This window comes from Verrucomicrobiia bacterium, from assembly GCA_019634625.1.
Classification (GTDB): Bacteria; Verrucomicrobiota; Verrucomicrobiia; order Limisphaerales; family CAIMTB01; genus CAIMTB01.
The window spans coordinates 28,404-53,118 of the sequence record JAHCBA010000045.1; the positions used below are offsets into that span (position 1 = coordinate 28,404).

General features: G+C 65.2%; 20 protein-coding genes and 1 pseudogene. 6 read left to right on the forward strand and 15 right to left on the reverse strand.

Going from position 1 to position 24,715, the window contains the following annotated elements; genetic code table 11:
- Positions 1–108 precede the first annotated feature (108 nt).
- From KF833_20435 to atpB, 9 genes are all read right to left on the reverse strand, one after another.
- On the reverse strand, positions 109–852 hold the full coding sequence (locus tag KF833_20435; GenBank protein ID MBX3747684.1) for a polyprenol monophosphomannose synthase: 744 nt from the start codon (positions 850–852) through the stop codon (positions 109–111).
- Positions 853–1,203: 351 nt separating this feature from the next.
- The gene (atpC, locus tag KF833_20440) at positions 1,204–1,617 is read right to left on the reverse strand and encodes an ATP synthase F1 subunit epsilon (GenBank protein ID MBX3747685.1); all 414 of its coding nucleotides are present in this window, start codon (positions 1,615–1,617) and stop codon (positions 1,204–1,206) included.
- 37 nt (positions 1,618–1,654) lie between these two features.
- Positions 1,655–3,061 (reverse strand): F0F1 ATP synthase subunit beta, encoded by a 1,407-nt coding sequence (gene atpD, locus KF833_20445; protein ID MBX3747686.1) that lies wholly within the window; start codon positions 3,059–3,061, stop codon positions 1,655–1,657.
- A gap of 50 nt (positions 3,062–3,111) precedes the next feature.
- Complete coding sequence (atpG, locus tag KF833_20450) at positions 3,112–4,032, reverse strand: ATP synthase F1 subunit gamma (GenBank protein MBX3747687.1); 921 nt, start codon at positions 4,030–4,032, stop codon at positions 3,112–3,114.
- Positions 4,033–4,039: 7 nt separating this feature from the next.
- Positions 4,040–5,572 (reverse strand): F0F1 ATP synthase subunit alpha, encoded by a 1,533-nt coding sequence (gene atpA, locus KF833_20455; protein MBX3747688.1) that lies wholly within the window; start codon positions 5,570–5,572, stop codon positions 4,040–4,042.
- A 43-nt stretch (positions 5,573–5,615) separates the two neighbouring features.
- On the reverse strand, positions 5,616–6,008 hold the full coding sequence (locus tag KF833_20460; protein MBX3747689.1) for a F0F1 ATP synthase subunit delta: 393 nt from the start codon (positions 6,006–6,008) through the stop codon (positions 5,616–5,618).
- A 25-nt stretch (positions 6,009–6,033) separates the two neighbouring features.
- Complete coding sequence (atpF, locus tag KF833_20465) at positions 6,034–6,579, reverse strand: F0F1 ATP synthase subunit B (GenBank protein MBX3747690.1); 546 nt, start codon at positions 6,577–6,579, stop codon at positions 6,034–6,036.
- A gap of 60 nt (positions 6,580–6,639) precedes the next feature.
- The gene (locus tag KF833_20470; GenBank protein MBX3747691.1) at positions 6,640–6,852 is read right to left on the reverse strand and encodes an ATPase; all 213 of its coding nucleotides are present in this window, start codon (positions 6,850–6,852) and stop codon (positions 6,640–6,642) included.
- 77 nt (positions 6,853–6,929) lie between these two features.
- Positions 6,930–7,832: a F0F1 ATP synthase subunit A gene (gene atpB, locus KF833_20475; protein MBX3747692.1), complete on the reverse strand. Its 903-nt coding sequence runs from the start codon at positions 7,830–7,832 to the stop codon at positions 6,930–6,932.
- A 386-nt stretch (positions 7,833–8,218) separates the two neighbouring features.
- On the opposite strand from atpB, the gene KF833_20480 reads away from it, so the two are divergent.
- Positions 8,219–8,593, forward strand: a complete 375-nt coding sequence (locus KF833_20480; protein MBX3747693.1) for a hypothetical protein — start codon at positions 8,219–8,221, stop codon at positions 8,591–8,593.
- Positions 8,594–8,771: 178 nt separating this feature from the next.
- Here KF833_20480 and KF833_20485 read toward each other — a convergent pair whose 3' ends face one another.
- Positions 8,772–10,652 (reverse strand): CRTAC1 family protein, encoded by a 1,881-nt coding sequence (locus tag KF833_20485; GenBank protein ID MBX3747694.1) that lies wholly within the window; start codon positions 10,650–10,652, stop codon positions 8,772–8,774.
- 120 nt (positions 10,653–10,772) lie between these two features.
- Here KF833_20485 and KF833_20490 point away from each other — a divergent pair, with 120 nt between their 5' ends.
- Positions 10,773–11,894, forward strand: coding sequence for an AAA family ATPase (locus KF833_20490; protein MBX3747695.1), 1,122 nt, complete (start codon positions 10,773–10,775; stop codon positions 11,892–11,894).
- A 7-nt stretch (positions 11,895–11,901) separates the two neighbouring features.
- A complete protein-coding gene (locus tag KF833_20495) occupies positions 11,902–12,501 on the forward strand; it encodes a DUF4276 family protein (GenBank protein MBX3747696.1) in 600 nt (199 codons plus the stop codon).
- A gap of 129 nt (positions 12,502–12,630) precedes the next feature.
- On the opposite strand, the gene KF833_20500 is transcribed toward KF833_20495, so the two are convergent.
- Together KF833_20500 and KF833_20505 are read right to left on the reverse strand one after the other, a co-directional pair.
- Entirely contained in the window at positions 12,631–14,118 is a 1,488-nt protein-coding gene (locus KF833_20500; protein MBX3747697.1) for a DUF58 domain-containing protein, read from the reverse strand.
- A 13-nt stretch (positions 14,119–14,131) separates the two neighbouring features.
- Entirely contained in the window at positions 14,132–15,079 is a 948-nt protein-coding gene (locus tag KF833_20505) for a MoxR family ATPase (protein ID MBX3747698.1), read from the reverse strand.
- A gap of 112 nt (positions 15,080–15,191) precedes the next feature.
- On the opposite strand from KF833_20505, the gene KF833_20510 reads away from it, so the two are divergent.
- Genes KF833_20510 through KF833_20520 form a run of 3 tightly spaced genes read left to right on the forward strand, consistent with a single transcriptional unit; the run spans position 15,192 to position 20,168 of the window.
- Positions 15,192–18,248, forward strand: coding sequence for a hypothetical protein (locus KF833_20510; protein MBX3747699.1), 3,057 nt, complete (start codon positions 15,192–15,194; stop codon positions 18,246–18,248).
- The gene (locus tag KF833_20515) at positions 18,245–18,898 is read left to right on the forward strand and encodes a response regulator transcription factor (GenBank protein MBX3747700.1); all 654 of its coding nucleotides are present in this window, start codon (positions 18,245–18,247) and stop codon (positions 18,896–18,898) included. Before KF833_20510 ends, KF833_20515 begins: the two co-directional genes overlap by 4 nt.
- A gap of 13 nt (positions 18,899–18,911) precedes the next feature.
- Complete coding sequence (locus KF833_20520) at positions 18,912–20,168, forward strand: ATP-binding protein (protein MBX3747701.1); 1,257 nt, start codon at positions 18,912–18,914, stop codon at positions 20,166–20,168.
- A 174-nt stretch (positions 20,169–20,342) separates the two neighbouring features.
- Here the strand turns inward: KF833_20520 and KF833_20525 are convergent, their stop codons facing one another.
- From KF833_20525 to KF833_20535, 3 genes and pseudogenes are all read right to left on the reverse strand, one after another.
- Complete coding sequence (locus KF833_20525) at positions 20,343–21,227, reverse strand: prepilin-type N-terminal cleavage/methylation domain-containing protein (GenBank protein MBX3747702.1); 885 nt, start codon at positions 21,225–21,227, stop codon at positions 20,343–20,345.
- 653 nt (positions 21,228–21,880) lie between these two features.
- A pseudogene (locus tag KF833_20530) lies at positions 21,881–22,969 on the reverse strand (transposase).
- A gap of 202 nt (positions 22,970–23,171) precedes the next feature.
- On the reverse strand, positions 23,172–24,715 hold a 1,544-nt coding region (locus tag KF833_20535; protein MBX3747703.1), incomplete at its 5' end, for a hypothetical protein.

Consider the following 24,715-nt stretch of genomic DNA (forward strand, 5'->3'; position numbering starts at 1 on the left):
TCCCCTCCCTGCGCGGGTGGACGGCGGTTGAATGGGGCAGATGACAGCGCGGGGGTGGAAGGGGTGTCAATTCGGAAACGCCCCAGAGAAGTCGGAAGGGGTGCTGAATCAACGGGGCGAGCCGGTATGGCGGGGAGATCGGCGGAAGCCGTGCTGGGCCCACAACCGCCAGACCATGGTCAGTGCTTCGCGGACGATGCGCCCGGTGATCTTCGAGTTCCCCTGAAACCGGTCGGTGAAGATGATCGGCACTTCGGTGACACGAAGGCCACGGCGCCAGGCCCGGTGAGTGAGTTCAATCTGAAAGCTGTAGCCGTTCGACTGGACGGCATCGAGGTCGAGTGCGGGGAGGGTTTCGCGCCGGAAGCACTTGAAGCCGCCGGTGGGGTCGGTGAAGGGCATGCCGGTGATGATCCGCACGTAGAGGGCGGCTCCCAGGCTGAGCATGAGGCGGTGGAGGGGCCAGTTGATCACCCGGATTCCGTCCCGATAACGCGAACCCAGGACGAGGTCGGAGGCGGCGCCGGCCTCGAGGAGTCGCGGGATGTCATCCGGGTTGTGGGAAAGGTCGGCATCCATTTCGAGAACGAACGGGTAGCCGCGTTCGAGGGCCCAGCGAAAGCCGGCGAGATAGGCGCGACCGAGTCCATCCTTTTCGGCACGGTGCAGGACATGAACCCGCGGATGCCGGGCGGACAATTCGTCGGCGAGGGCTCCGGTGCCGTCGGGCGAGTTGTCATCGACGACCAGCAGTTCGATGGGTTCGGGAAGGGCGAGGAAGCGGCGAACGAGTTCCCCGAGGTTTTCGCGCTCGTTGTAGGTGGGGGTGACGACGAGTGCGCTCGGGGTCATGGTCGGATGCAGTCGTAACCGCGGGTGTGGCGCGGGTGCAAGAGCGGGATTGAGGGGATGGCGAGTGGCGGATCGGGTGGATCGGGTGGATCGCAGGTTATGGCCCCAAGTCGCGACTTGTGGGGGGGGGGGCTTCCGGGGGGTGAACGTTCAAAGCCGGTTCGACCCCTGGCTAATCCTTGGATGAGTACGGGCAAGGGGTCATCGCCATGGGGACTTCCCGGTCGGTGCGGACAGGGCTGTCCGCGCTCCGACGCGTGGGGGTGGGCACCCTGCGTTCATCCTCCGCGGCGCACATCACCCGTGAGGGGACACGCCGGCGACGTCGGGGAGGAGGCCTGGTGCGGCGGATCAGGAAGCGCGACCGCGGCGCTTGACCTTCAACTGGGCGAGGGAATTGGCGAGGGCGGCCTTGGCGGCGGCGACGTCGTCGTCGCTGAGTTTTTCCTGGAGCCGGGCTTCGGCCCGTTTGCGGGCCTCCTCGGCCTGGGTTTCGTCGATGGCATCCGCCTGGATCGCCATGTCGGTCATGATGGCGACGCGGTCGCCGGTGATCTGGACGAAGCCGTCTCCGATGGCGAGGTGGTGATCCCGACCGTCCTTGAGGGCAACGACCTCCCCAGCGGCGACCTGGGTGAGGAGGGGGACGTGCATGGGGAAGACCCCCATTTCGCCCTCGACCGCGGGGAGGGTCACCATCTCGACATCCTCGGAATAGATCCGGGCCTCCGGGGTGACGATTTCGAGTTTGAGGGTGGCGGGCATGGCGCGGGGCTGCCGGTGGATCGGGGGGGGAGGCGGTCTAGACCTCGTGGATCTCCTCGATGCCGCCCTTCATGTAGAAGTTGGCCTCGGGAACGTCGTCGTGCTTGCCCTCGAGGATTTCCTTGAAGGCGCGGACGGTATCGGCGACGGGGACCTGCTTGCCCGGGCGCCCGGTGAACACCTCGGCCACCGAGAAGGGCTGGCTGAGGAAGCGCTGGATTTTGCGGGCACGGAAGACGGTGAGCTTGTCGTCCGGGGACAGTTCGTCCATGCCGAGAATGGCGATGATGTCCTGGAGGTCCTTGTAGCGCTGGAGCACGCGCTGGACGCCGCGGGCGACCTCGTAGTGTTCCTTGCCGACGATATCGGCGGCGAGGGCACGGCTGGTGGAGGCGAGGGGATCGACGGCGGGATAGATGCCCAGCTCGGCGATGGAACGTTCGAGCACGATGGTCGCGTCGAGATGCGCGAAGGTCGTGGCGGGGGCGGGATCGGTGAGATCGTCGGCGGGGACGTACACCGCCTGGAAGGAGGTGATGGACCCCTTCTTGGTGGAGGTGATGCGTTCCTGGAGGTCGCCCATTTCGGCGGCGAGGGTCGGCTGGTAACCGACCGCGGAAGGCGTGCGCCCGAGGAGGGCGGACACCTCCGAGCCGGCCTGCGAGAACCGGAAGATGTTGTCGATGAAGAGCAACACGTCCTGGTTCTTCTCGTCACGGAAGTACTCCGTGATGGCGAGGCCGGAGAGGGCGACGCGGAGGCGGGCGCCGGGTGGCTCGTTCATCTGGCCGTACACGAGGGCGATTTTGGACTCCTCGAGTTTCTGCTGCTTGATGACGCCGGCCTCGGACATTTCCTGGTAGAGGTCGTTGCCCTCGCGGGTGCGTTCACCGACCCCGGCGAAGACGGAGACACCGCCGTGGAGTTTGGCGATGTTGTTGATGAGCTCCATGATGACGACCGTTTTACCGACGCCGGCGCCGCCGAAGGCGCCGACCTTGCCGCCTTTGAGGAAGGGGCAGATGAGGTCGATGACCTTGATCCCGGTGGTGAGGATCTGTGGGGAGGGGTTCTGGTCGGCGAGGGCCGGGGCGGCGCGATGGATGGGGTAGCGCTTTTCGGAGACCACCGGGCCGCGTTCGTCCACGGGTTCGCCGGTGACATTGAGGACGCGACCCATGACGCCGTCGCCGACGGGCATGGAGATGGGGACGCCGGTATCGGTGATGGCCATGCCGCGGCGGAGGCCGTCGGTGGTGGACATGGCGACGGCACGGACCCAGTGGTCCCCGAGGTGTTGCTGGACCTCGAGGGTGAGGCGGGTGGGCCCGACGAGGGGGAGTTCGTACTCCACCACCAGTGCGTTGTAGATGGCGGGGAGTTGATCGGGGAACTCGACGTCCACGACGGGGCCGATGATCTGAACGATTTTGCCTTGGTTCATGCGGCTAAGGGATGAGGGAACGGGGGGGAGTGAGGGAAAGGGTTGGGGGCTCAGCTCAGGGCCATGGCGGCACTGGAGATTTCGAGCAGCTCATTGGTGATGCTGGCCTGGCGCATCTTGTTGTATTCGAGGGTGAGGTCCTTGATGAGCTGCCTTGCGTTGTCGGTGGCGCTCTTCATGGCGACCATGCGGGCGCTGTGCTCGCTGGCCTTGGCCTCGAGGAGGAAGTGGTACATCTGGAAATTGAGGTAATGGGGCAGGAGGGCGCCGAAGACATCGGCGGGGTTGGGTTCGAAGAGATACTCGAAGGACGGGCCCTGGAGGGTGTCGCCGCCGGTCTGACCTCCGAACGCGGTTCCGGCACGTTTCACTTCCCCGATGGGGAGGAAGGGGTGCAGATCGGGGCGCTGGGTCATGACGTTGATGAACTGGGTATAGAGGACATCCACGCGGTCGACCTCGCCCTTGAGGAAGAGTTCCTGGGCGAACTTGGAGAGGCTGCGGGCTTCGGAGAAGGCGGGGGAATCGCGGTAGGCGAATTCGGCGGCGAGGGTTCGGCGGGTACGGGCGACGAACTGGGACGCCTTGCGACCGGCGGTGATGTAAATCGTCGAGGCCGGTTCGAAGCGTCCGGCTTCGCGGAGGAGATTGGAGTTCAGGGAGCCGCAGAGGCCCTTGTCGGTGCTGATGACGATGATGGCGCGCCGGCCTGCCGGAAGCGAACCGTTCTCGCGCGAGGCGTTCCCGCCCTCGCCTTCACGGACCCCCAGCAGGGGATGGGAAAAGTCACCGGCATGAGCGGCGACCGAGGCAAGGACCTCGTCCATCAGGCCCGCATAGGGGCGGCCGGAGAGGGCGGCCTGCTGGGCCTTGCGCATTTTCGCCGAGGCCACCATTTGCATGGCCTTGGTGATTTGCGCCGTGTTCTTGACCGACTTGATCCGGCGCCGGATATCGCGCGTGCTGGGCATGCGACGCTTAGCGGTAGGTGTGTTTGAACTCCGCCACGGCGGCCTTGAGTTCGCCGGTGAGGGCGTCGTTGAGGGCGCCCTGGGTGCGGATGGAATCGAGGAGGGCGGACTTGCGGGTGGCGAGGAAGTCGGTGAGGCGGTTCTGGAAATCCTTCACACGATCCACCGGCACGTCGTCGAAGAATCCGTTCTGGACGGCCCACATGACAGAGGCCTGGACCTCGACGGGGATGGGGTTGTACTGGGGCTGCTTGAAGACCTCGACGATGCGTTTGCCGAGTTCGAGTTTGGCCTGGGTGGCGGCGTCGAGGTCGGAGCCGAACTGGGCGAAGGCGGCGAGTTCGCGGAACTGGGCGAGGTCGAGTTTCACGCGGCCGGCGACCTGTTTCATGGCCTTGACCTGGGCGGCGGAGCCGACGCGGGAGACGGAGAGACCGACGGAGATGGCGGGGCGGACGCCCTGATAGAAGAGGTCGGTTTCGAGGTAGATCTGGCCGTCGGTGATGGAGATGACGTTGGTGGGGATGTAGGCTGAAACGTCGCCCGCCTGGGTTTCGATGATGGGGAGGGCGGTCAGGGAGCCGTTGCCATTCTTCTCGTTGAGGCGGGCGGAGCGTTCGAGGAGGCGGCTGTGGAGGTAGAAGACATCGCCCGGGTAGGCTTCGCGGCCGGAGGGTCGCTTGAGGACGAGGGAGACCTGGCGATAGGCGACCGCGTGCTTGGACAGATCGTCGTAGATGATCAGCGCGTCCATGCCGTTGTCCATGAACCATTCGCCCATGGCGCAGCCGGCAAAGGGGGCGAGGAACTGTTCGGTGGCGGAATTCGAGGCGGAGGCGACGACGACGATGGTGTAGGGGAGGGCGCCGTTTTCCTCGAGGACGCGGATGATGTTGGCGACGTTGGACTGTTTCTGGCCGATGGCGACGTAGATCGAGTAGAGGGGGCGGAAGGCGGGGTCGTTGGCGGCGGCGGCGGCGGCGTTGAGGCGGGCGTTGTTGATGATGGTGTCGATGGCGATGGTGGTCTTGCCGGTGGACCGGTCGCCGATGATCAACTCGCGCTGGCCGCGGCCGATCGGGATCATGGCGTCGATGGGCATGATCCCGGTCTGGACGGGCTGGCTGACGGATTTTCGCTTGATGATGCCGGGGGCGATCTTCTCGACGGGATAGAAGGCGGTTTCCTGGATCGGGCCTTTTTCGTCCACGGGCTGTCCGAGGGCATCGACGACACGGCCGAGGAGACCTTTGCCGACGGGGACCTGGAGAAGGCGGCCGGTGGTGCGGACCTCCTGACCTTCACGGATCTGGGTGTAGGAGCCCAGGATGATGGCGCCGACTTCGGTTTCCTCGAGGTTCTGGACGAGGCCGGTGGCGCCGCCGCCGAAGTCGAGCATTTCGCTCATCATGGCGTCGGTGAGGCCCTCGATCTTGGCGACGCCGTCGCTGATTTCGCGGACGACGCCGACGTTCTGGCGGGCGACGCCGGATTTCACCTGAGCGATCTGGGCTTCGATATCCTGCAACAAGGTGCTCATGTCGGATGGGAGGGAGGGATCTGGAAAGGGATTGGGGTGGGGATCAGAAACGGGCGTTCAAGGCTTCGAGGCGGGCGCGGATGGAGCCATCGTACACATCGCTGCCGACCCGGATGCGGAGTCCGCCGAGGAGGGCGGGATCGACCTGGAAACCGAGGTCGAGACCGGGGCCGTAGCGTTGTTCGAGGGAAGCCGCGAGGGTGTCCTGGAGGGGCTGAGGGGTTTCCACGGCGTTGACGACGGTGGCGCGGCGACTGTCGAGGTGGAGTTTGAGGAGGCGGTGGAAATGGGTGAGCGCGGCGAGGTAGCCCCGGGGTTTGGATTCGAGGACGCGCCGGGTGGTTTCTCGAACGCGGGTTTCTTCCAGGCGCCCGTCGAGGAGGCAGGCGCGGAAGAGGGATTTGCCGTCGCGTCGGGCCTGTTTGGAGATCCTCATGCCGGGTGGGAGGGAAGTGGGGGACTCAGGCGGCGATCTGCTTCTGGGTTTCCTCGGCGAGGCGGCGCTGGTCGTCCACGGTGAGGATTTTGCCGGTGACCTGACCGGCGAGCTGAACGGCGAGGCGCCCCATCTCCTGCCGGAGGTCCTGCTTCATCTTGAGGTAATCGGCCTGGGCGGCCTCGCGGGCCTTGGCGATGATCTGCTCGGCCTGGGCGATGGCCTTCTGGGTTTCCAATTCCTGGACGCGGGCGGCGGCGGCGCGGGCTTCCTCGATGAGCTTGGTGGCATCGAGGTTGGCCTGCTGGAGGAGTTCGCGGCGGGTGGTTTCGGCTTCGGCGAGCTTCTGTTTGATGCGTTCGGCGTTGGCGAGGCCGTCGGCGATCTGCTGACGGCGCTGGGCGAGGACCTGGAGGATGGGTTTGTAGGCGAAGCGATGGAGCAGGAAGGCGACGATCGAGAAGCTGATGAGCTGGGAGATGAAGAGCTGCCAGTTCACGCCGAAGGTGGCGGCGGTTTCACCGATGATGCCTCCACCGCCGGCGGCGGCGAACAATGCGATTGCGTCCATGGCCATGAGTCAGGGGAAAGGGGGGGATGCAGGGTCCTGGTGACCCCGCATCGGGGCGGTTTATCGGGCGAGGAAGATCGCGAAGAACACGATGCCTTCGGCGAAGGCCGTGCTCAGGATCGCCTGCACGAGGATTTTGGTGGAGGCTCCGGGATTGCGGCCGACCGCTTCCGAAGCCTTCATGCCGATGATGCCGACACCGATCGCGGCACCGAGACAGGCGGCCGCGACGTGAATGTTGCCGGTCATCTCCGCCAGCATGGGCATTAACATGGTAGTTTTCCTTTCTTTGTTGCAGCAGCGGCCCCCGCAGTCCTGCCACGGTCCGGCCGCCGCAATCCGTGGGGGGTTCAGTGCTTCGCGGGGGCCGCGTGACCGTGCCCGTGGTCATCCTCGTGCTGACAGATCAGCAGGGTGAACACGGAGGTGAGGAGCATGAACACCAAGGCCTGAACCAGGCCCACCAAAAGTTCGAGAAAGTAGAAGGGGATGGGCAGGAGCCATCCGAGTTTGGCACCGCCGAGAATGGCCATGGTTTCGAGCATGCTCTCGCCGGCGAAGACGTTTCCGTAGAGACGGAAGCTGAGGGAGACCGGGCGGAAGAGGATGGAGACGACCTCGAGGAGACCGACGACGAGGAAGACCCCGATCATGAGGATCTTCAGGGCGCCGGCGGTATCGCCTTTGGGGCCGAAGATATGGAGGACGAACCCCTTGGCGCCGTTGGCCTGGAGGGCCCAGACGGTCCAGCAGGCGAAGAACACCATGGCCATGGCCAGGGTCATGTTGAGGTCCGCATTGGTGCCACGGAAGATGGGTTCGCTGAGGTGATGGAAGCTGCCGTCCGGTTCGGGGTGGCCCCAGCCGATGGAGCCGACGCCGGGGATGAGGCCGAACCAGTTCGCGGCAAGGATGAAGATGAAGATCGTGGCGAAGAACCAGAACGTCTTCTTCACAAGGTCCGGCCCGATGATGCCTTCGAGGAAATCGTGAAGGCTCTCGACCAGCCATTCCCAGAAGTTCTGGGCGCCCTCGGGGACGGCGCGGATGGAGCGGGTGGCGGCACGGGCGCCGAGGATCAGGGCGACGGCGACGATCCAGGTGACGACCATCGAGTTGGTGACCTGGAAGAAACCCAGCTTGAAGAGCACCGGGGCGGCGGAGGGCAGCCCGTGGGCGCCTTCGGCGGCCCGGGTGGCGAGGGGCAGGCCGGACAGGCCGGCCAACAACAATGCCGATCGCAATGCGCGCATGAATCAGGTCGGATCAGATCCCGCCGCGCCAGCCGAGAATCGAAGCACCGAAAATCGGAGCGCCGAAGCGTTCAACCCTGCGCAAACGGGGCGGAGACGTTGCCGCGTTGTGAAATCCTTCACAAGGAATTTCTCGGGCCGGGAAGTGCCCTGCTCTCCGTGCATCCCGGAGCGGGTGGGGAGAGGTGCGAACTCGGCCAAGCGGCGCTTCGGAGGGCCGGGTTCCACGAGGCCGCAACGGTGTGGGGCGTTGGGTTGAAGACTCGCGGAGCTCGTCCCTCCGGTTCGCTGGCTCGGTACCGACAACATGGGGATGCACCGCGGGCCTCCGAGCTTCGAGGAAAGCCCTTTGCATTCGCGGGCGCGTTTTCCATCCTCAGCGGGCCATGATGAAGCCGTTGGCGCTCCTGCTGCACGAGAAGCCGGTGCCGGGAACGCAGTTGAGGAACAAGCTCGAGGGGCTGGAATACCGCGTCGCGACGGTGTCGGATCCGCGCGACCTGGTGACGACGGCGACGCGGGAGATGCCCATGGTCGTGGTGGCGGACCTTACCAACCGGCAGGGGGACGTGCTGGCGGCGGTGGCGGCGATGCGGGTGAACGAGGCGACGTCGCATGTGCCGGTGATTGCCTACGGACCTCGGGAGGATGGGCAGCAGCGGGAGACGGCGTTGGCGGCGGGAGTGAAGGTCATGGCCACCGAGGCCACCATTGTGCCGCATCTGGCGCAATTCCTGGAGCACGCGCTGCAGTTGGAGTGAGATCCGGAGTGAGATCCGGAGTGACTCTTCCGAGACGCGCCCCGCTCACTCCTCGCCTTGCCCGAAAATCGGCGGCGCCATCGCTTTCCTCCTTGCTGCATGGATACGGCGATGGCGGCCTCCATGAAGGATGCCATGGATGTGATGAGCAGGGGTGCGCGCTATTCCGCTCAAGCGCTCAGGGCTGACGGACGGTGTTGAGGGCGTTCACCTGCCACGTGTCGAGCTGCTGCCGGGAGCCGTCCGGCCATTGGATTTCCACCGAATCGATCCGGGGAGTCCCCGGCCCGAGGCCGAAGGTGACGGGCAGCTCGGACTGGGAGAGGTAACTGCGGGTGGGCATGACCTGCCGGGTCTGGGTGCGGCCGTTGGCGGTCACCCGGACCAGGGCGCCGATGGCATCGCGGTTGGCGCGGGTGCCGACGAGGCGGAAGCGGATCCAGGAATGGCCCAGGTTCTGGTCATTGCGCAGGAGGATGGGCGGCCCGCCGACCTGGAGGAAGAGGACATCCAGATCGCCGTCGCCATCGATGTCGGCGTAGGCGGAGCCACGCCCGACGATGGGTTGGAAGAGGTCCGGCCCGGCGCGATCGGCGTGGATGGGTACGAATCCGCCGTCGGTGGCGCCGGCATTCCAGAAGAGCTGGGCGGGTTGGCGGTAGGCCTGGCTTTCCTGGAGGAGGGAGATCTCCTCCTCGAGATGGCCGTTGCAGGTGAGGAGGTCCGGCCAGCCGTCGAGGTCGTAGTCGAAGAAGAACAGGCCGAACTTCAGAAGCAGCCGGCTGACCGGGCCGATGCCTTCGGCGATGGCCTCGTCGGTGAAGATCGCGGAGGGGCGGTCGGCCACGTACAGGGCGGTCATCTCGTTGGCGAAATTGGCGATGCCGATGGCGAGGGCGTCGTCATTGCGGTGATGGACGGTGTCGATGCCCATGGCGCCACGGGCGTTGCCCAGCGGGTCGAAGGCGACCCCGAGGCGGGCGCCGACCTCGGCGAAGGTGAGGTCATGGCGGTTGGTGAACACCAGATTCTGAACGGTGTCGTTGGCCACCACGAGATCGATCCAGCCGTCGCCGTTGAGGTCGATGGGGGCGATGCCGAGGGACTTGGCCGCCGGGACCCCGGTGGCCGGATTGCGGACGGCGAGGCCGGCCTGGGCGGTGATGTCGGTGAAGCGTCCGTTGCCTTCGTTGCGATAGAGGTACGGCACGGTGCCCTGGAAGTTCATCGGCGGGCCGTAGGCGCGGTTTCGTCCGTCGAGCGAATACCCGACTTGGAAGTCGATGTCGCGGGACCACTGGACATAGTTGACCACGACGAGGTCGAGGAGGCCGTCGCGGTCGAGGTCCACAAAGGCGGCCGCGGTGCTCCAGACCTCGGGACCGCCTCCCACGCCGGCGGACGCCGTGACGTCTTCGAAGCGCCCGTTGCCAAGGTTGCGGAAGAGGCGGTTGGAACCGACGGCGGTGATGAACACGTCCACCAGTCCGTCGTTGTCGAAATCCCCGCAGGCGACGCCCATCCCGTAGAACGTGACATCGAGCCCGGAGCCGGCGGTCACGTCGGTGAAGCGCCCGGTGCCGTCGTTGCGATAGAGGGCATGGGTGGGGGCGGGGACGGGCGGCTGTTTCGCCCAGGGCCAGGGGGCACCGTTGACCAGGAGGAGGTCGGGGTGTCCGTCGCCATCGAAATCGAAGAAGGCGCCGCCGCCGCCCATGGTTTCCGGGAGCAGTTTCTCGCCCTCGGCTCCGGTGAAGTGGGTGAAGCGGATCCCGGCGGAGGCCGTGACATCCGTGAACCGGACCGTGGGGACGACGGCCTGCTCATGGGTGCGGGCGACGGGCGTGCGGATTTCGGTCACCTGCGGCGGCGGCGCGGGGGTGGGGCGCCGGAACCAGAGGAGGGTGGCGCCGATGGCGAGGACGATGCCAATCAGGGCATAGGCCGAGCGCCGCATGGCGCGGCCGATGATCGCATCGTCCAGGGGTGCCTGATCGTCGGCATCGGGTAGGGGTTCCCGGTCCGGCGGGGACGGGGGACGCGAAGCGGGGGACGACATCGGCGCGAGGGTGCGACGGGTGAGAGGGGAATTCCAGCGTGGAAGTGTTGAGGGGCAGGGGGGCCCTTTGCGATTGTTGTTCCGGAGGCACCCGTTCATCGTCGTCAGGGTATTCAGGTCATGGACGAGGCGCCTCCCACCAAGCTTAGCAGCCTGACGATCCAGGGGTTCCGGTCGATCCGGGACCTGAAAGGCTTCGCCGTCCGGCCCATGAACGTGTTGGTCGGGGCGAACGGTTCGGGAAAGAGCAATTTCGTGGAGTTTTTCCGGATGCTGCGGGCCCTGTGCAATGAGGGACTGCAGCGCTTTGTGATCGGGCGGGGAGGTGCTGACGGGTTTCTCTTCAATGGCCCGAAGGTGACCCCGAGGATCCGCGGAGACGTGCAGTTCGGGGAGAACCGGTATCAATTCACCCTGGCTCCGACGGCCTCGGGGGAGCTGATGATTGAAAGTGAGTCAGTTCCCTACGGCCTTCATCGGAATGACATGGGCGGCGGCCGGCTCGAGTCCCTGCTGAAGGACCGGATGAAGAAGAGAGCTTCCTGGAACCAGCCCGATAAGGTTTATTTCTACGTCTGGAGGGCCATGATCCAATGGGTGGTGTATCACTTCCACGACACCAGCCTCCTCGCTGCCGCGCGGCGCGAGTGCCCGGTGGAGCACCATCGTGAGCTGGGTGAGGATGCCGGAAATATCGCGGCCTTCCTGCTGCACCTGCGCGAGAACCATGCGGCCACGTATCGCCGGATTCGGGACGTGATCCAAGGGGTGGCTCCGTACATCGAAGACTTCCTCCTGGAACCGCGTCGGCGCGGGGATGGCGATTTTGTAAAGCTGGAGTGGAACCAGCGCGGAGTGCCATCGTTCCCGTTCCAGCCTTATCACTTGTCGGACGGGACCCTTCGGTTCATCTGTCTCGCCACGGCCGTGCTCCAGCCGAAGCCGCCACCCGTTCTGATCCTTGATGAACCGGAACTGGGACTTCATCCGTACGCTCTGGACCTGCTTGTGGATCTGTTGAGGGATGCATCCCGGCGCGGGGTGCAGGTGATCGTCTCGACGCAGTCCCCTGCCTTCCTGAATCGATGTGATCCGGAGGATATTGTGACCGTGGACCGTGAGGGAGGGGCTTCGGTCTTCCGGCGACTGGAGGAGGAGCCTCTCGCCGCCTGGTTGGAGGACTACACCCTGGGTGAGCTCTGGCAGAAGAATGTGATCGGAGCTGACCTCAATCATGAGTAGGGAATGCGTGTTGGCTCTGGTCGAGGGGCAGACGGAAAGGGGAATTGTCAAGCAGGCCATCGCTCCCTACCTGGGGGAGCGCGGCGTGTACCTGCGGGCGCAAATCATCGGAAAGCCGGGGCACAAGGGCGGGGTTCCCGCGGATTTCGGTGTCGTGTTGAAGGAGTTGACAGCACTGGCGAAGCAATGGCCGACGAGAGCGCTCACGACGCTGTTCGATTACGCCGGGATGCCTCGTGGATGGCCTGGAGTCGAGAGGGCTGCCGGTCTGACTCATGAGGAAATTCCACGCTGCATCGAAGGCGCGATGCGCACGGAGGTGCTTCGAAACCTGGGTGACCTGCTCCGACCTGACCGGTTTATTCCCTACGTGCAGATGCATGAGATCGAAGCCCTGCTCTTCGCCGGTCCCGAGATCATGCAGATGCCTTCGATCAAAAGGACTTGGCGGATGGCTTTCGGAGGATTGTTGAGCAGTGCGGCGGCTGCGAACGGATCAACACAGGTCCGGAAACCCGGCCCTCGAAGCGAATCACAGCTGCGTATCCCAGCTATCGGAAAGGGGATAGCGACCTCGCGCATGCCCCTGGAATTGTGTCGCGGATAGGCATCGAGCCAATACGGCAAGCCTGTCCCCACTTTCACGAGTGGTTGACCGTGCTCGAAGGCTTCGGCGGATCTGCAATCCCTGCGAATCCGGATTCATCGGGTATGTCGCATCCGAGCCCATGACGGGTTATGCCATCCGGGAGAGGGTGGTCTCGACGGAGCCGGGGGGGAGCCAGTGGACGTTGGGGGGGAGCGGGGAATCGGCGGGCGGAGGGCTGCGGTGGACGATGAAGGTGAGGGTGGGAACGCGATGGGCTTCGAGGCGGTCGCGCAACTGGCGGCGGGCGGGATCGAAGTCGAGGAGGACGAGGATGCAGCCGCTGAGGCGGTGGAGGTGACGGAGGACGAGGGTTTCGAGATCGTCGAGGCGGCCCTGGGGATCGAGTTCCACGCTGGCGAGGATTTCGAGCATCTGCTCGGCGTGGGCCAGGCCGCGTCCGGCGGTGAAGACGTAGGCCTGATCCCCGATGAACATCAGATCCAGCAGGGAATCGCGCTGGTCCACGGTGCTGACGAACGACGCCGCCAGGCGCACGGCGTCCTCGAAGGCATCCGACTCGGGTCCTCCGCCGAAGGTGTCGAGGAGGAGTGCGTGGCGGACGAAGAACTCCTCCTGGAACTCCTTCACGACGGGCTGGCGGGTGCGGGCCCAGCCGGCCCAGTGAATGCGGCGGACCGGATCACCGGGGCGGTAATCGCGGACGGACACGAACTCCTCGGATTCTCCGACCGAGCCGGCCATGGCGATGCCGCCCGCCTGGAGCCGGCGCGACTGGCCGGGGAGCGGGATGGGAGGCAGGCGGAACGGGCGGGGAAGGACGATGACCGAATCGGGTTGTTGTCGGACGACGCCCAGGCGTCGGAAGAGGCCGAACGGGTCGGAGCGGGCGACCTCGGTGCCGGCGAAGGTGAGGCGGCCCCGGCGGAGAGCGGTGACCGGCACCACCACCTCGGTTCCGGCGGAGGCCGGCAGTGGGGGCAGGGGGATGGGTTCGAGGCGGGCGCGGGTCTTGCGGGCACAATGCCAGGTCCAGCGGTAGAACCGGTAGCGGCGATCGAACCAGTTCCGGCGTTCCTCGCCGGGTTCCGCGAGGTGGGAGAACTCGTAGAGGGTGGGCCGCGGATCGGACACCCCTTCCCAGAGGTCCATGGCGGGCAGCGGGCGGGGGGTGAGATTGCGGACGTGGAGCCGGAGGGGGAAGGCGATGCCGGCAGTGACGCGGCGGGGCAGGGTCCGTTCGAGGGCGAGGCGGCGTCGCGGTTTGCGGGCCCAGACCAGGGACACCAGAAGGAGGCAGAGGAGCACTCCGAACAGGTGGTGGGACATGGTCTGGGAGATGTCCGTGAAGGCGCCCGCCGTCAGGGTGGCCCAGAAGAGAAGGGCCCCCGCGGGGGTGATGTGGCGGCGCAGCCATTGGCGGATGGCATGGAACATCCAGTAACTGCGGTGCAGCCGGCGATCGAGGCGGCTGGCCTCGGGCGCGGTGAAAGCGTGAGGGGTTTCGCGGCCGGGAGACTGGCCGGAGCGGTGGCCTGTCGATTCGGGGGGCCGGGTGAGGGTGGGATGCAGCACGCGGTCCGGCGCGGACGGGAGGACGGGCGGCGTGCGGCTCATGGGGAGGCCGGATTCAGCGGGGCGGCGGGTGGCGCTGGAGGAGTTCGGCGACCAGCGCCTCGGGGCTGGTGCCGGCGAACCGGGCCTGGGGATCGACGACCAGGCGATGGGCGATCACGGGAACGGCGAGATCGGCCAGGTCGGCCGGGGTGACAAAGTCGCGACCGTCGAACAGTGCCAGGGCCTGGGCGGCCTTCATGAGGGCCAGCGAGGCACGCGGACTGGCGCCCAGCGGGACGCCGGGGAGACTCCGGGTGGCCTGGACCAGGGTGACGATGTAGTGGAGGAGTTCCTCGCCCACCCGGACTTCCCGCACGGCGGCCCGGACGCGCCTCAGTTCATCCTGGGAACAGCACGGTTCGATGCGGCTGAGGGGGTGTTCGCGGACCTGGGCGGTGAGGATGGCCACCTCCTCGACGGGCGGCACGTAGCCCAGTCCGAAGCGCATCATGAAGCGGTCCATCTGGGCTTCGGGGAGGGGGTAGGTGCCGCGGAACTCGACCGGGTTCTGCGTGGCGATCACGAAGAACAGGTCGGACAGGGGGCGCTGGGATCCATCGACGCTGACCTGGCCCTCGGCCATGGCCTCGAGGAGGGCCGACTGGGTGCGCGGCGAGGCGCGGTTGATTTCGTCGGCGAGGAGGATGTCGGTGAAGACGGGACCTTCCCGGAACCGGAAGGCGTGTTCCTCCTGGTAGAAGACCGAGACGCCGACGATGTCGGTGGGAAGGAGATCCGGGGTGAACTGGATGCGGGTGAAGTGCGCATCGATCGACAGGGCGAGCGTCTTGGCCAGGGTGGTCTTGCCGGTGCCGGGAAAATCGTCGAGCAGGACGTGTCCGCCCGCGGCGAAGGCGGCAAGGAGCCTCCGGGTGGCCACTTCCTGACCCCGCAGGACGCGCTGGATGTTGTCCGACAGGCGGCGCAGGACCTCGGCCGCCCCGGCGGGATCGTCTGGCATGCGCGGGACGATGCGATGGGCCGGGCCTGGATCGCAACCTTGCACTCAGTCGGGCGCTTGCCGGTGGGGCGTGGGGACGGGCAAGGTCGGGAGCATGCCTTCCGGCGGTGCCATGAAGTCACGGCGATGGGGCGGGTCGGTCCGCGGCGGCCGGCTTGGGTGGGTGGCCGCCATGGCGCTGGCGGGATGGGCGTGGGGGAACCCGGTTCAGGCCGGGGCGGACGGGCTGGAGCCGCCGTATTCGATCCGGGTGTGGCGGGTGGAGGATGGATTGCCGGACAATGTGGTCCACGCGATTCAGCAGGGGCCCGATGGATACCTGTGGATCAGCACGCCGGGAGGACTGGCGCGCTTCGATGGGGTGCGGTTCCGGGTGTTCGACCGGCGCGAGCCCGGACTCGAGAGCGATCGCAGCGTCCGGATGGCGCCCGGGGCGCAGGGCGAACTTTGGATTTCGATGGACCGGGGGGAACTGGTGCGGTTGCAGGACGGGCGGTTCACGACCTTCGATGCCAGCGCGGGTTGGCCGATGGAACGTTTCCAGGCCCGGGGTGGAGTCAGGCTGCCGGATGGGGCCATGGTGTTTGTCACGGCTTCTGGAAGTCTGTGGCGGTACGACGGACGGCATTTCTCCGGGATGCAGGGCCCCCCAACGGAGCAACCCGTGACCGGCATGGTGAACGACGAGGCGGACCCGGCCTGCCTCTGGGGGCGCACGGTGCAGGACCTGTTCCGGTTCGACGGGGAATCATGGACGCAGGTTCCCACCCACGGCGGGGCGGAATCCGGGGAGGAGCACCGTCGTTTTGTGGCCATGGCTCCCCGTCACGGCGGAGGGGTCTGGCTGCTCCGGCGCGGTTCCGTCACGGGGATTCAGCCCGATGGGGGTGAGCCGCTGGTGTTCCCTTTTCTCGAGATCCCGAGCGCGGCCTCGCTGGTCGAGGACGCGCAGGAGCAATTCTGGATTGGGACGTGGAGTGCCGGTCTGGTGCATTTGAACGGGAGGACGGGTGGCGTGCGGGTGTTGGGCCGGGAAGAGGGATTCCCCGCGGCGTCCGTGCGGGCCATGATTCTGGATCGGGAGGGAAATCTTTGGGTGGGGACCAATGGCAGCGGTCTGGTGCGGGTGCGTCCGGGGATCTTCGGGAGCCGGGACCGGGCCCGGGATTTCCCGGCGCCAGACTTCATGCCCCTGAGCCTGGCGGAGGATGAGAATGGACGGATCTGGGTGGGGCGCCTCGATGGCGGGCTGGCGGTGATCGATCGGGCGGGGGCGGTGCATTCCGGCGAACCTGGGCCGATCAATGCCTGGTCGGCGGCGGCGCGACGGGACGGCCGGCTTTGGTTCGGTACGTACGCCGGGGTGTGGTTCAAGCTGGATCAGGCCGGACGCACTGCGCTTCTCGGGACCAACAAGGTCGATGGGGCGAGTCCCCTGATCCGCACGCTGTGCGAGGATTCGCACGGAACGCTGTGGGTGGGCACGGAAGGGGGCTTGTGGCGCCACAACGACGCGAAAGGCGTCCTGGAGCCAGGAGCCGACGGATCGATCCGGGACGCGGTCCAGGTGATCGAGCGCGATCCGGGCGGCGGACTCTGGATCGGACTCCGCGACGACGGGCTGTTGCACCTTCACGGTGCCGAGGTGAAGCGGATCGAGGGGGAACTGCCCAGTCCCGGAGTGCGGTCGCTGCTGGCGGAGAGGGAGGGTTCGCTGTGGATCGGAACCCGCCTTGGGCTCGCGCTGTACCGCCATGGGCGGATTCGCCCCATCGACGCGGGGGAACGGTTGGGCGAGGCGGAGGTGACGGGCATTCTGGACGACCAGGCGGGGTCGCTCTGGCTGGGATCGACGCGGGGAGTCTTCCGGTTGTCCCGCACGGGCATCGAGGCGTTTCTGCGCGGGGAAACGCGCCGGGTCCATCCGGGCGCCTACGGCACGGTCGATGGGCTTCCCTCGAATCAGAGCGCGTCCGGGTGCCCTTCCGCGTTGCGGGCGCGGGACGGGCGATTGTGGTTCGCGACCGTGGATGGGGTGGCGGTGGTGGATGCGGCGCGACTGCCGCGTTCGCTCAATCCGCCACGGATGGTGGTCGAGGAGGTGCTGGTGGATGGGGTACCCGGCGCGGGACGGGGTTCCGTGGCGCCGGCGACCGTGACGGTGCCGCCGGGGCCGCGTCGGGTGGACATTCGCTACACGGGGATCAGTCTGGGTGCGCCGGAAGCGGTGCATTTCCGGTGGCGCATGGTCGGGTTCGATTCGGAGTGGCGGGAGGTGGGCGGCGAACGCATCGCCTCGTTCCACGGCCTGCCGCCGGGCCGGTACCGGTTCGAGGTGATGGCGGGGAACAACGACGGTGTCTGGAGCGCGTCGGCGGCGACGGCGGCACTGATCATCCGGCCGGCGTGGTGGCAGACGTGGTGGTTCCGCGCCGCCGGGGGCGGGGCGCTGGCCGGCATGGTGGCCCTGGGCTACGGCGCCCGGGTGGCACGGCTGGAACGGGCACGCCGGATGCAGAGGGAGTTCTCGCGGCGGTTGATGGAGTCGCAGGAACAGGAGCGCCGCCGGCTGGCATCGGAACTGCACGACAGCCTCGGACAGAACCTGCTGGTCATCAAGAATCGGGCCCTGCTCGGCCTTCGCCATGAAACGCAGGCTGCCCGGATGTCGCAGGAACTGGCCCAGGTCTCCGAACTGGCCTCGCAATCCCTGCGCGAGGTGCGGGCCATGGCCCATGAACTGCGCCCGTTCCAACTCGATGAACTCGGACTGACCCAGGCCATCACCCACATTGCCCGGCGTCTCGGGGACGCATCGGACATCGAGGTCGGGACCGATCTCGAGGACCTCGACGGCGCGCTGCCGAAGTCCGCGGAGATCCACTTCTTCCGATCCGTGCAGGAATGCCTGACCAACATCGCCAAGCACTCGGGAGCGCGAACCGCCAGCGTTCGGGTCCGGCGTGAAGGGAACCACCTGGCCGCTCTGATCCGGGATGACGGCTGCGGGTTTGATCTGCGGGGGGCCGGCGCCGGTTTCGGCCTGCGCAGCCTGCGCGAGCGGGTGGGCACGCTGGGAGGCCGGATCGAGTTCGAGTCCCGTCCCGGAGCCGGCGTCCGGGTGGAGATTGTGGTGCCCCTGGCGGAAGCCATCCCCCCCGAATCATGACCTCGCCCCACGAACTCATCCTGGCGGACGATCACCCGGTCTTTCGGCGCGGCCTGGCGGATGTGTTGCGCGAGGAGCCTTCGGTCCGGGTGGTCGGGGAAGCCGGGGACGGCGAGGAGGCGCTGGCCTTGATCCGGGCCCGGCGACCGGCGGTGGCCATTCTGGATGTCCACATGCCCAAACGGACCGGCCTCGAGGTGGCGCGGGCCTTGAAGGAGGAGGGCCATCCGACACGGGTGGTGTTGCTCACGATGCATGAGGATCCCGAGTTCCTCGAAGCGGCGATGGACCTCGGGGTCTGCGGCTACGTGCTCAAGGAGAACGCCGTGACCGATGTCCTCGCGGCGCTCAAGACCGTGCTGGAGGACCGGATCTACATCAGTCCCACGATGTCCGGCCTGGTGGCGCGCCGCGCCGGGGAACGGGCGTCCCTGAAGCGGGAGAAGCCCGGGCTCGACCGGTTGACCCCGGCGGAACGGCGGATTCTGCGGCTCATCGCCGACGACAAGACCACCAAGGAGATCGCCGGGGTGCTCGGCATCAGCGTGCGGACCGTGGACACGCACCGGCAGAACATGAGCCACAAACTGCACCTCGAGGGAGCGCACAGCCTGCTGAAGTTTGCCTTCGCGAACCGGTCGAGGCTGTGAGGGTGGGGCAGGGATGGGCCGGGACGGGCTGGTCACGAAGGTCGTCGCCACGCCTGCGGCAACACCTGGGACCGGACAGAAATCACATCATTCAAGTCTGGAATATCCACATATTTACGTTAATTTGTGGATCGTGATCCCGAGATTACTAAAGAAAAAGCTGCTTGCGGCACTCGATGGGAGCGAGTCGCGCAAGGTCGTGTGCCTGTTCGGTCCCCGGCAGGTGGGAAAGACCACGCTGCTGCGGACCCTCTTCGCAGAACTCCCGGGCAACCGGGAATTCCTGAATGGCGACTATGCGGACGACCGGGCGCTGCTGGTGCCGGAAAGGGCGGCCTTGCAACGGCTGGCGGGGCACCTGGATCTGCTCTTCATCGACGAGGCGCAAAACGTGCCCGAGATCGGCCGGGTTCTGAAGCTGCTGCACGATGAGTTCCCCCGTCTGCGGGTGGTGGCGAGCGGATCGGCATCGTTCGATCTGCGCCGGAAGACGGGGGAACCTCTGACCGGACGGCAGGTGGTCTTCCATCTGTTCCCTTTCGCGCTGGCCGAGTTGAAGCCGGGCGCCACAACGGTCCGGCAGTGGATCGAGCACGGGATGATCTACGGCTGTTATCCCGAGGTGGTACTGACCGTGTCGCCGGAGAAGAAGCGGGCTGCGCTCCGACAGCTCGCTGCGGACCATCTCCTGAAGGACCTCTTTGCCCAGGTGAACGTGAACCGCGACCGGCTGCACGATCTGTTGCGCCTCATCGCGCTTCAGGTTGGCTCCGAGGTGTCCCTCCATGAGCTGGCGGGCGCCGTGCGGCTCGATGTGAAGACCGTGGACCGCTATCTGGGATTGCTTGAGGACGCTTTCGTGATCTTCCGGCTTGGCGGGTTCAGTCGCAACCTCCGCAAGGAGGTTGGGAAATCACGGAAGATCTACTTCACGGACCCGGGCATCCGTAATGCCCTGCTGGACGCCTTTCACCCGCCCACGTTACGCGATGACCTGGGCCGGTTGTGGGAGAACTACCTCCTGATCGAACGGCGCAAGCGACTGGCCCACGAGGGGATCTCCGTCACGCATTGGTTCTGGCGCACCTACGACCAGCAGGAGATCGATCTCATCGAGGAGACGACTGACGGCGCGCGGCTTGCCGCCTTCGAGTTCAAGTGGAATCCAGCTGCGGGCCGGACCCGCCTGCCGAAGGCGTTTCTCGACACCTATCCTCATGCGGAGGCGATGGTGGTGACGCCGGAGAACGTGCAGGATTTCCTGCTTTGAACAGGTGCCGATCGGGGAATGGCGAATCGGGGATGGCGAAGGTTGCTCTGGCTACTGGAGACGCATCATCCATTTCAGTGAAAGATGAAATCCGGGCCTTGGCGGGCCGTTACGCGGCCGGGTCGAAAAATGCAGCACGGACAACCGTGTCGCCGAAATGGAGCAGGGACGGCATCACCAGGTTTCCGGGTGCGGCTCATGATCGTTGTTCCAGATCCGGCGCGCCGCATCGGAGGCCTCGGTCCACCGCCGGAACTTCCTGTATTCGACATGTCCATCAACAAACACGGCATTGGCGCCGGCGTTGTGGGGCTGGCCAAGGGCGGCCTTGTTATCCGGGTAAGGGTTCACGTAGTCGAACAGGTTTCCCACGGCATCGGCGATCGCCAGCATTCCGCTTGGCGCCTTGACGGCGGAGTCCGCCACCGATTGCAGCCTCCCATCCACCGTCACCGCAGGCCCGAGCCCCAGCGGCGTGACCACGGGCGGTCTCCACACCGTTCCAAGCCCGTTGTAGCCGTACCCGTATGGATTCAATTCAAAGGGCCGAAGCTCGATCGTCGGCAGCCCTGTCGGAGTGTCTCCGAAACTCACACTGCTTCCGATCCCTCCCGCCGGTTGGACAGGACCGGAGCCGCCGCCGAACCGCTGCACCTTTTTCGCCGGACAGTGAAAAACCGTCCTCTCATGTGGCCTGGCAAGACGCACGGATAGATCCCAGACCTCGCCCCCCAGGACGTACCGCGCCAATTCCGGCAGCCCTCGGGTCCCGGGCATATTCGGCGAGCCCAACCAGGTGGCATCGGTCGAGGTCGCCTGCGACGGGAAACCCCCGGGATAGGTCCCGGCATCCCCGACATACAGGTTGAGGGCGATCCCCAGTTGCCGAAGGTTCCCCTTGCAGACCGCCGAGTAAGCGGCCGACTTCGCGCGGGATAATGCCGGGAGGAGCAGCGACGCAAGCACGGCAAGGATGGCGATCGTGACGAGCAGCTCGATGAGAGTGAAGCCTCCTTCCCGGGTCCCCATTCCCTCGTCCCGGACCCGTCCGGGCCCCATGCCACGTTCTGGAGTGAATCTGCGGATCATCGTACGGCGGGCGCAGGTTGAGGATTTCACGACTACGTCCGCACTCCATCATGGCCGAAAAGGAAGAGTCAAGGGGGAATGCCGCCACGGGCGCATCTGCGAGTTGTCGGAAGGCGCAACGGAATCGGGGTCGGGGTCGCTATCGGAATCGGTATCGACGGGAGCCATAAAGCTTCGCGCATCCCCGGAGATCATTCCGGTTCGATTCCGATAGCGATCCCGACCCCGACGGTCCCCTCCTCGTATCCATCGACCGATCGCATCTCCGTGGGTGTCGGAGTCGCGGTGGGTCGAGAGCTCCGCGTCGGTAGCTCCGCTCCATCCTGTTCATCGTGTTCATCCTGTCCAAGACCTCAGACCCGTTGACGTCGGGTCCGATTCTACATTCCTGGCACAAACGATGCTGACGAGCCTGCCCCAGTTGCACCAACGGACTTGCCCGAATGGAGGTTCTGCTTAGGCTGCGAGAAATGAAAACCCGACCCCACAGATGAATCATGGAGGGCATGCCGAAGGGCCGAGTCGTCAGGGTGTGAGTGGCGGTCTAGCCCGACTTGGCGGATTCGAGGGGTCACCAGAGCGTAAGTCTCGTAAAATCAACAGATCGGGACCATGGGTCTGCACTACAGACCCGGTTGCGGGGGCACCTCCTTCGCCGCGATGCGCGGGGGTGGTTGCGCGGGTAGCGTCAGCTTCAACTTCTCCAACAACAGTCGAAGTTCTGCTTCCGGTTGGGTGTAGCGCGTGAGGATCAGCTCGCAACTATTCGCAGCGTCCTTTTCCACCGTCGGGATATGCACGTCCACCATGACCATCGATGTGAACTTTTCCAAAGCGCTACGAACCGTCAGCCCCGGGGCCAGTTGCTTGAGTCGATGTCCCAATATCACGTGAAGGCAGTACGCCAGGAAGCACACGAAGATGTGCGCCTCGATCCGGCGTTCAGAGTTGATGGTGGATCGGCCGGATGCCGAGGTCCCCTTTGATCTCCTTGAAGGCTTGCTCGACGGCCACCAGCTGGATGTAGAACTGCCACAGGCGAGCCGGATCGCCGTCCTTCAGGTTCGTCCGAGACAGATACCGGCCTTCCCGGCGCCTCACCTGACGGAGCTTCTTCTTCCTGAGTTCATACGTGAAGGCACCCTTCCCGGGGTCGATCGTCACCTGGACCAGGGGCCAGGCACTCGGGGACTGGTTCTGCGCCGCGCACAACTTCATCAGCAACTGCTCACGACTCAGGTCCATCTCCGAGAGTTCTCCCAGGCGCCTCCAAGGTTGCTTGAGCTGGCGCCGGCGCATCGCCCGTTCCTTGGCGACGCGATCGACGCTTCGGGCCAGCACATAGACTTCCTCCAGATCGGCGAGCAGCTTGACCTCCACACCTTCGCACACCTCCTGCCACCACAGATCGGTCAGGCGCTTCTCCAACCGACTCAACCGCCCTTTGGGCGTGCCGACCAGATACTGTACCGGCGGATCGTGCCGGCGCATCGATCCTCGGGAAAGAGGGCGAGTGTGCGGGGATCGGACTCCTGCTCACTCAGAACCTCAATGGACTTTCGCCAGGCGGCCTCCTGGGAAGAGTTGATCTCGCCCAGGTAGAGAACATGGCGCTGAGCGATGCGCCCGTCACTCAGGCGCCGGTTCTCGACCAGACTCCAGTAACGATGTTCCTTCCCATCCTTTTTCCGGGTGCAGTAGCGCAGGAACATGGCCGCCAGCGAGGATACACACGGCGGGAATCCCGGGAATGGGCAGGGTCTTCACTACAGCACTTTGGAGCCCCGAAGCAGAACCCGCGCCAGCGTCCTATCAATGACTTCCACCGACCAAATTTGCTCTCTGCCGTCCGAATCCGCCAAGTCGGGCTCGCGCCGAGCAGATACCAGCCACCAGAACAGTACGCTGATCATCTCAGGGTCGAATTTGTACTCTGAAGAACCTGTGGCCGTCGTGAAGGTCTGCCCAAGGAACAAGCAAGCCCGAATCGCGAAACTGAATGCCCTCCCGAACCTGATTCCAATCCATAAGGTTCGTGGTAGATTCAAGATCGACGTGTGCCCCTGTTGAGATTCCCACCTCGAACCACAAGCCTTCAGCACGGACCCGAGGGACCGCGACCATCAGCGGTGCGATGGACTGTCCAACGAGTCGAATAGCATCAGCGACCACCAACCCGGGCACGTCACCGCCGGGTGAGAGAATCAAAAAATCATTTGTTCCCCCGTCGAGAAACACATCATCAGCAACCTTGAGCCAGGCACCTGAAGCCCTGGGTTGGTAAACGACGACGTTGCTACGACCGCCCGGAACGGGTATGTCCCAGAGAGCGGTTCCATATTGAGGAGCCCTCACGACGCTGGGCATCCATGCCATGACTGCATAGACGCCGGCAAGATGCACCTGCGGTCGATAGGCAACTCGGACCGGCGGGGCAGCGTTCGCACCCGCGACCCGGTAGACACCGCCGGAGTATCCACGGCCGTCGTGTTGCACTGCCCAGGTACCCTCAACAGAAACCCCCGCATCATCGTCATCCAGGACCAAGTTCGTAACAGAATCAGAGAAATGCGCTGTAATGCTGAGATTCGTAGATATATTTATCTGCGTTGGGTTGTCTGGTCGCGTGTGGTCTCCACTCCACCGCGAGAAGCTGGTTCCCAGATCAGGCACCGCCGTCAATCGAACCATCTCCCCGTAAGGATAGGAGCCCCTGAAAAACCCGCCGTCCAATTTGGGTTCCCGATCCACCCGGCCGGTACCTTGTATGCGAAGGCGCAACTCGAAGAAGATTGTTAAGCGGGCAACTGCGCTGGTGGTGCTGCCGAAGCGGTTACGCGCCACTAACTGATAGTCGCCCTGGTCTCGGAGCTGGCAGTTAGTTATGACAATCGAAACGTTTGTGGCTGCAGGAATGTCTAGTCCATTGTTCTGCCATTGAAAATCGACCGGATGGATGCTCCGAACGTTGGGGGAGAAAGCCACGTTCGAACCGAGTTGAAGCCCAAATGGAGAAGGAGCCGGCTGGCTGACGAATACCGGAGCAACGTCCTCCGATAGTCGGGTCAGAAAGAAATCGCCTGCTCCGTATGAGGTGTAGGTGTTGTGCCCGAGCGGCAGCGTCCCTTCAGACCACAATGCGAGGCTCACGGCGCCCCCGGCGTCCACCGCCAGGTTGTTGCCGCGCGAGTTCCCGGTCAGACTTGATTCAATGAACCAGACGAGGTTGTCGTTGCGATCATATTTGGCGACCACCCACCCCACGCCCACCTTAGAACCTGTTAGAAGATAATGTCCTCTTGATGCGGCTGCCACTCTGGCCGGCGCAATTCCGTGCATTCCAAAAGCGCTGATTAAGCCACCCTCTCCGTCAAATTTCGCTACATAACCGGTAGGAAACCCCAACCCGGCACCTACTATTTGGTTTGTCTCTCCGAAGGTGATCTTCGACTGATGGG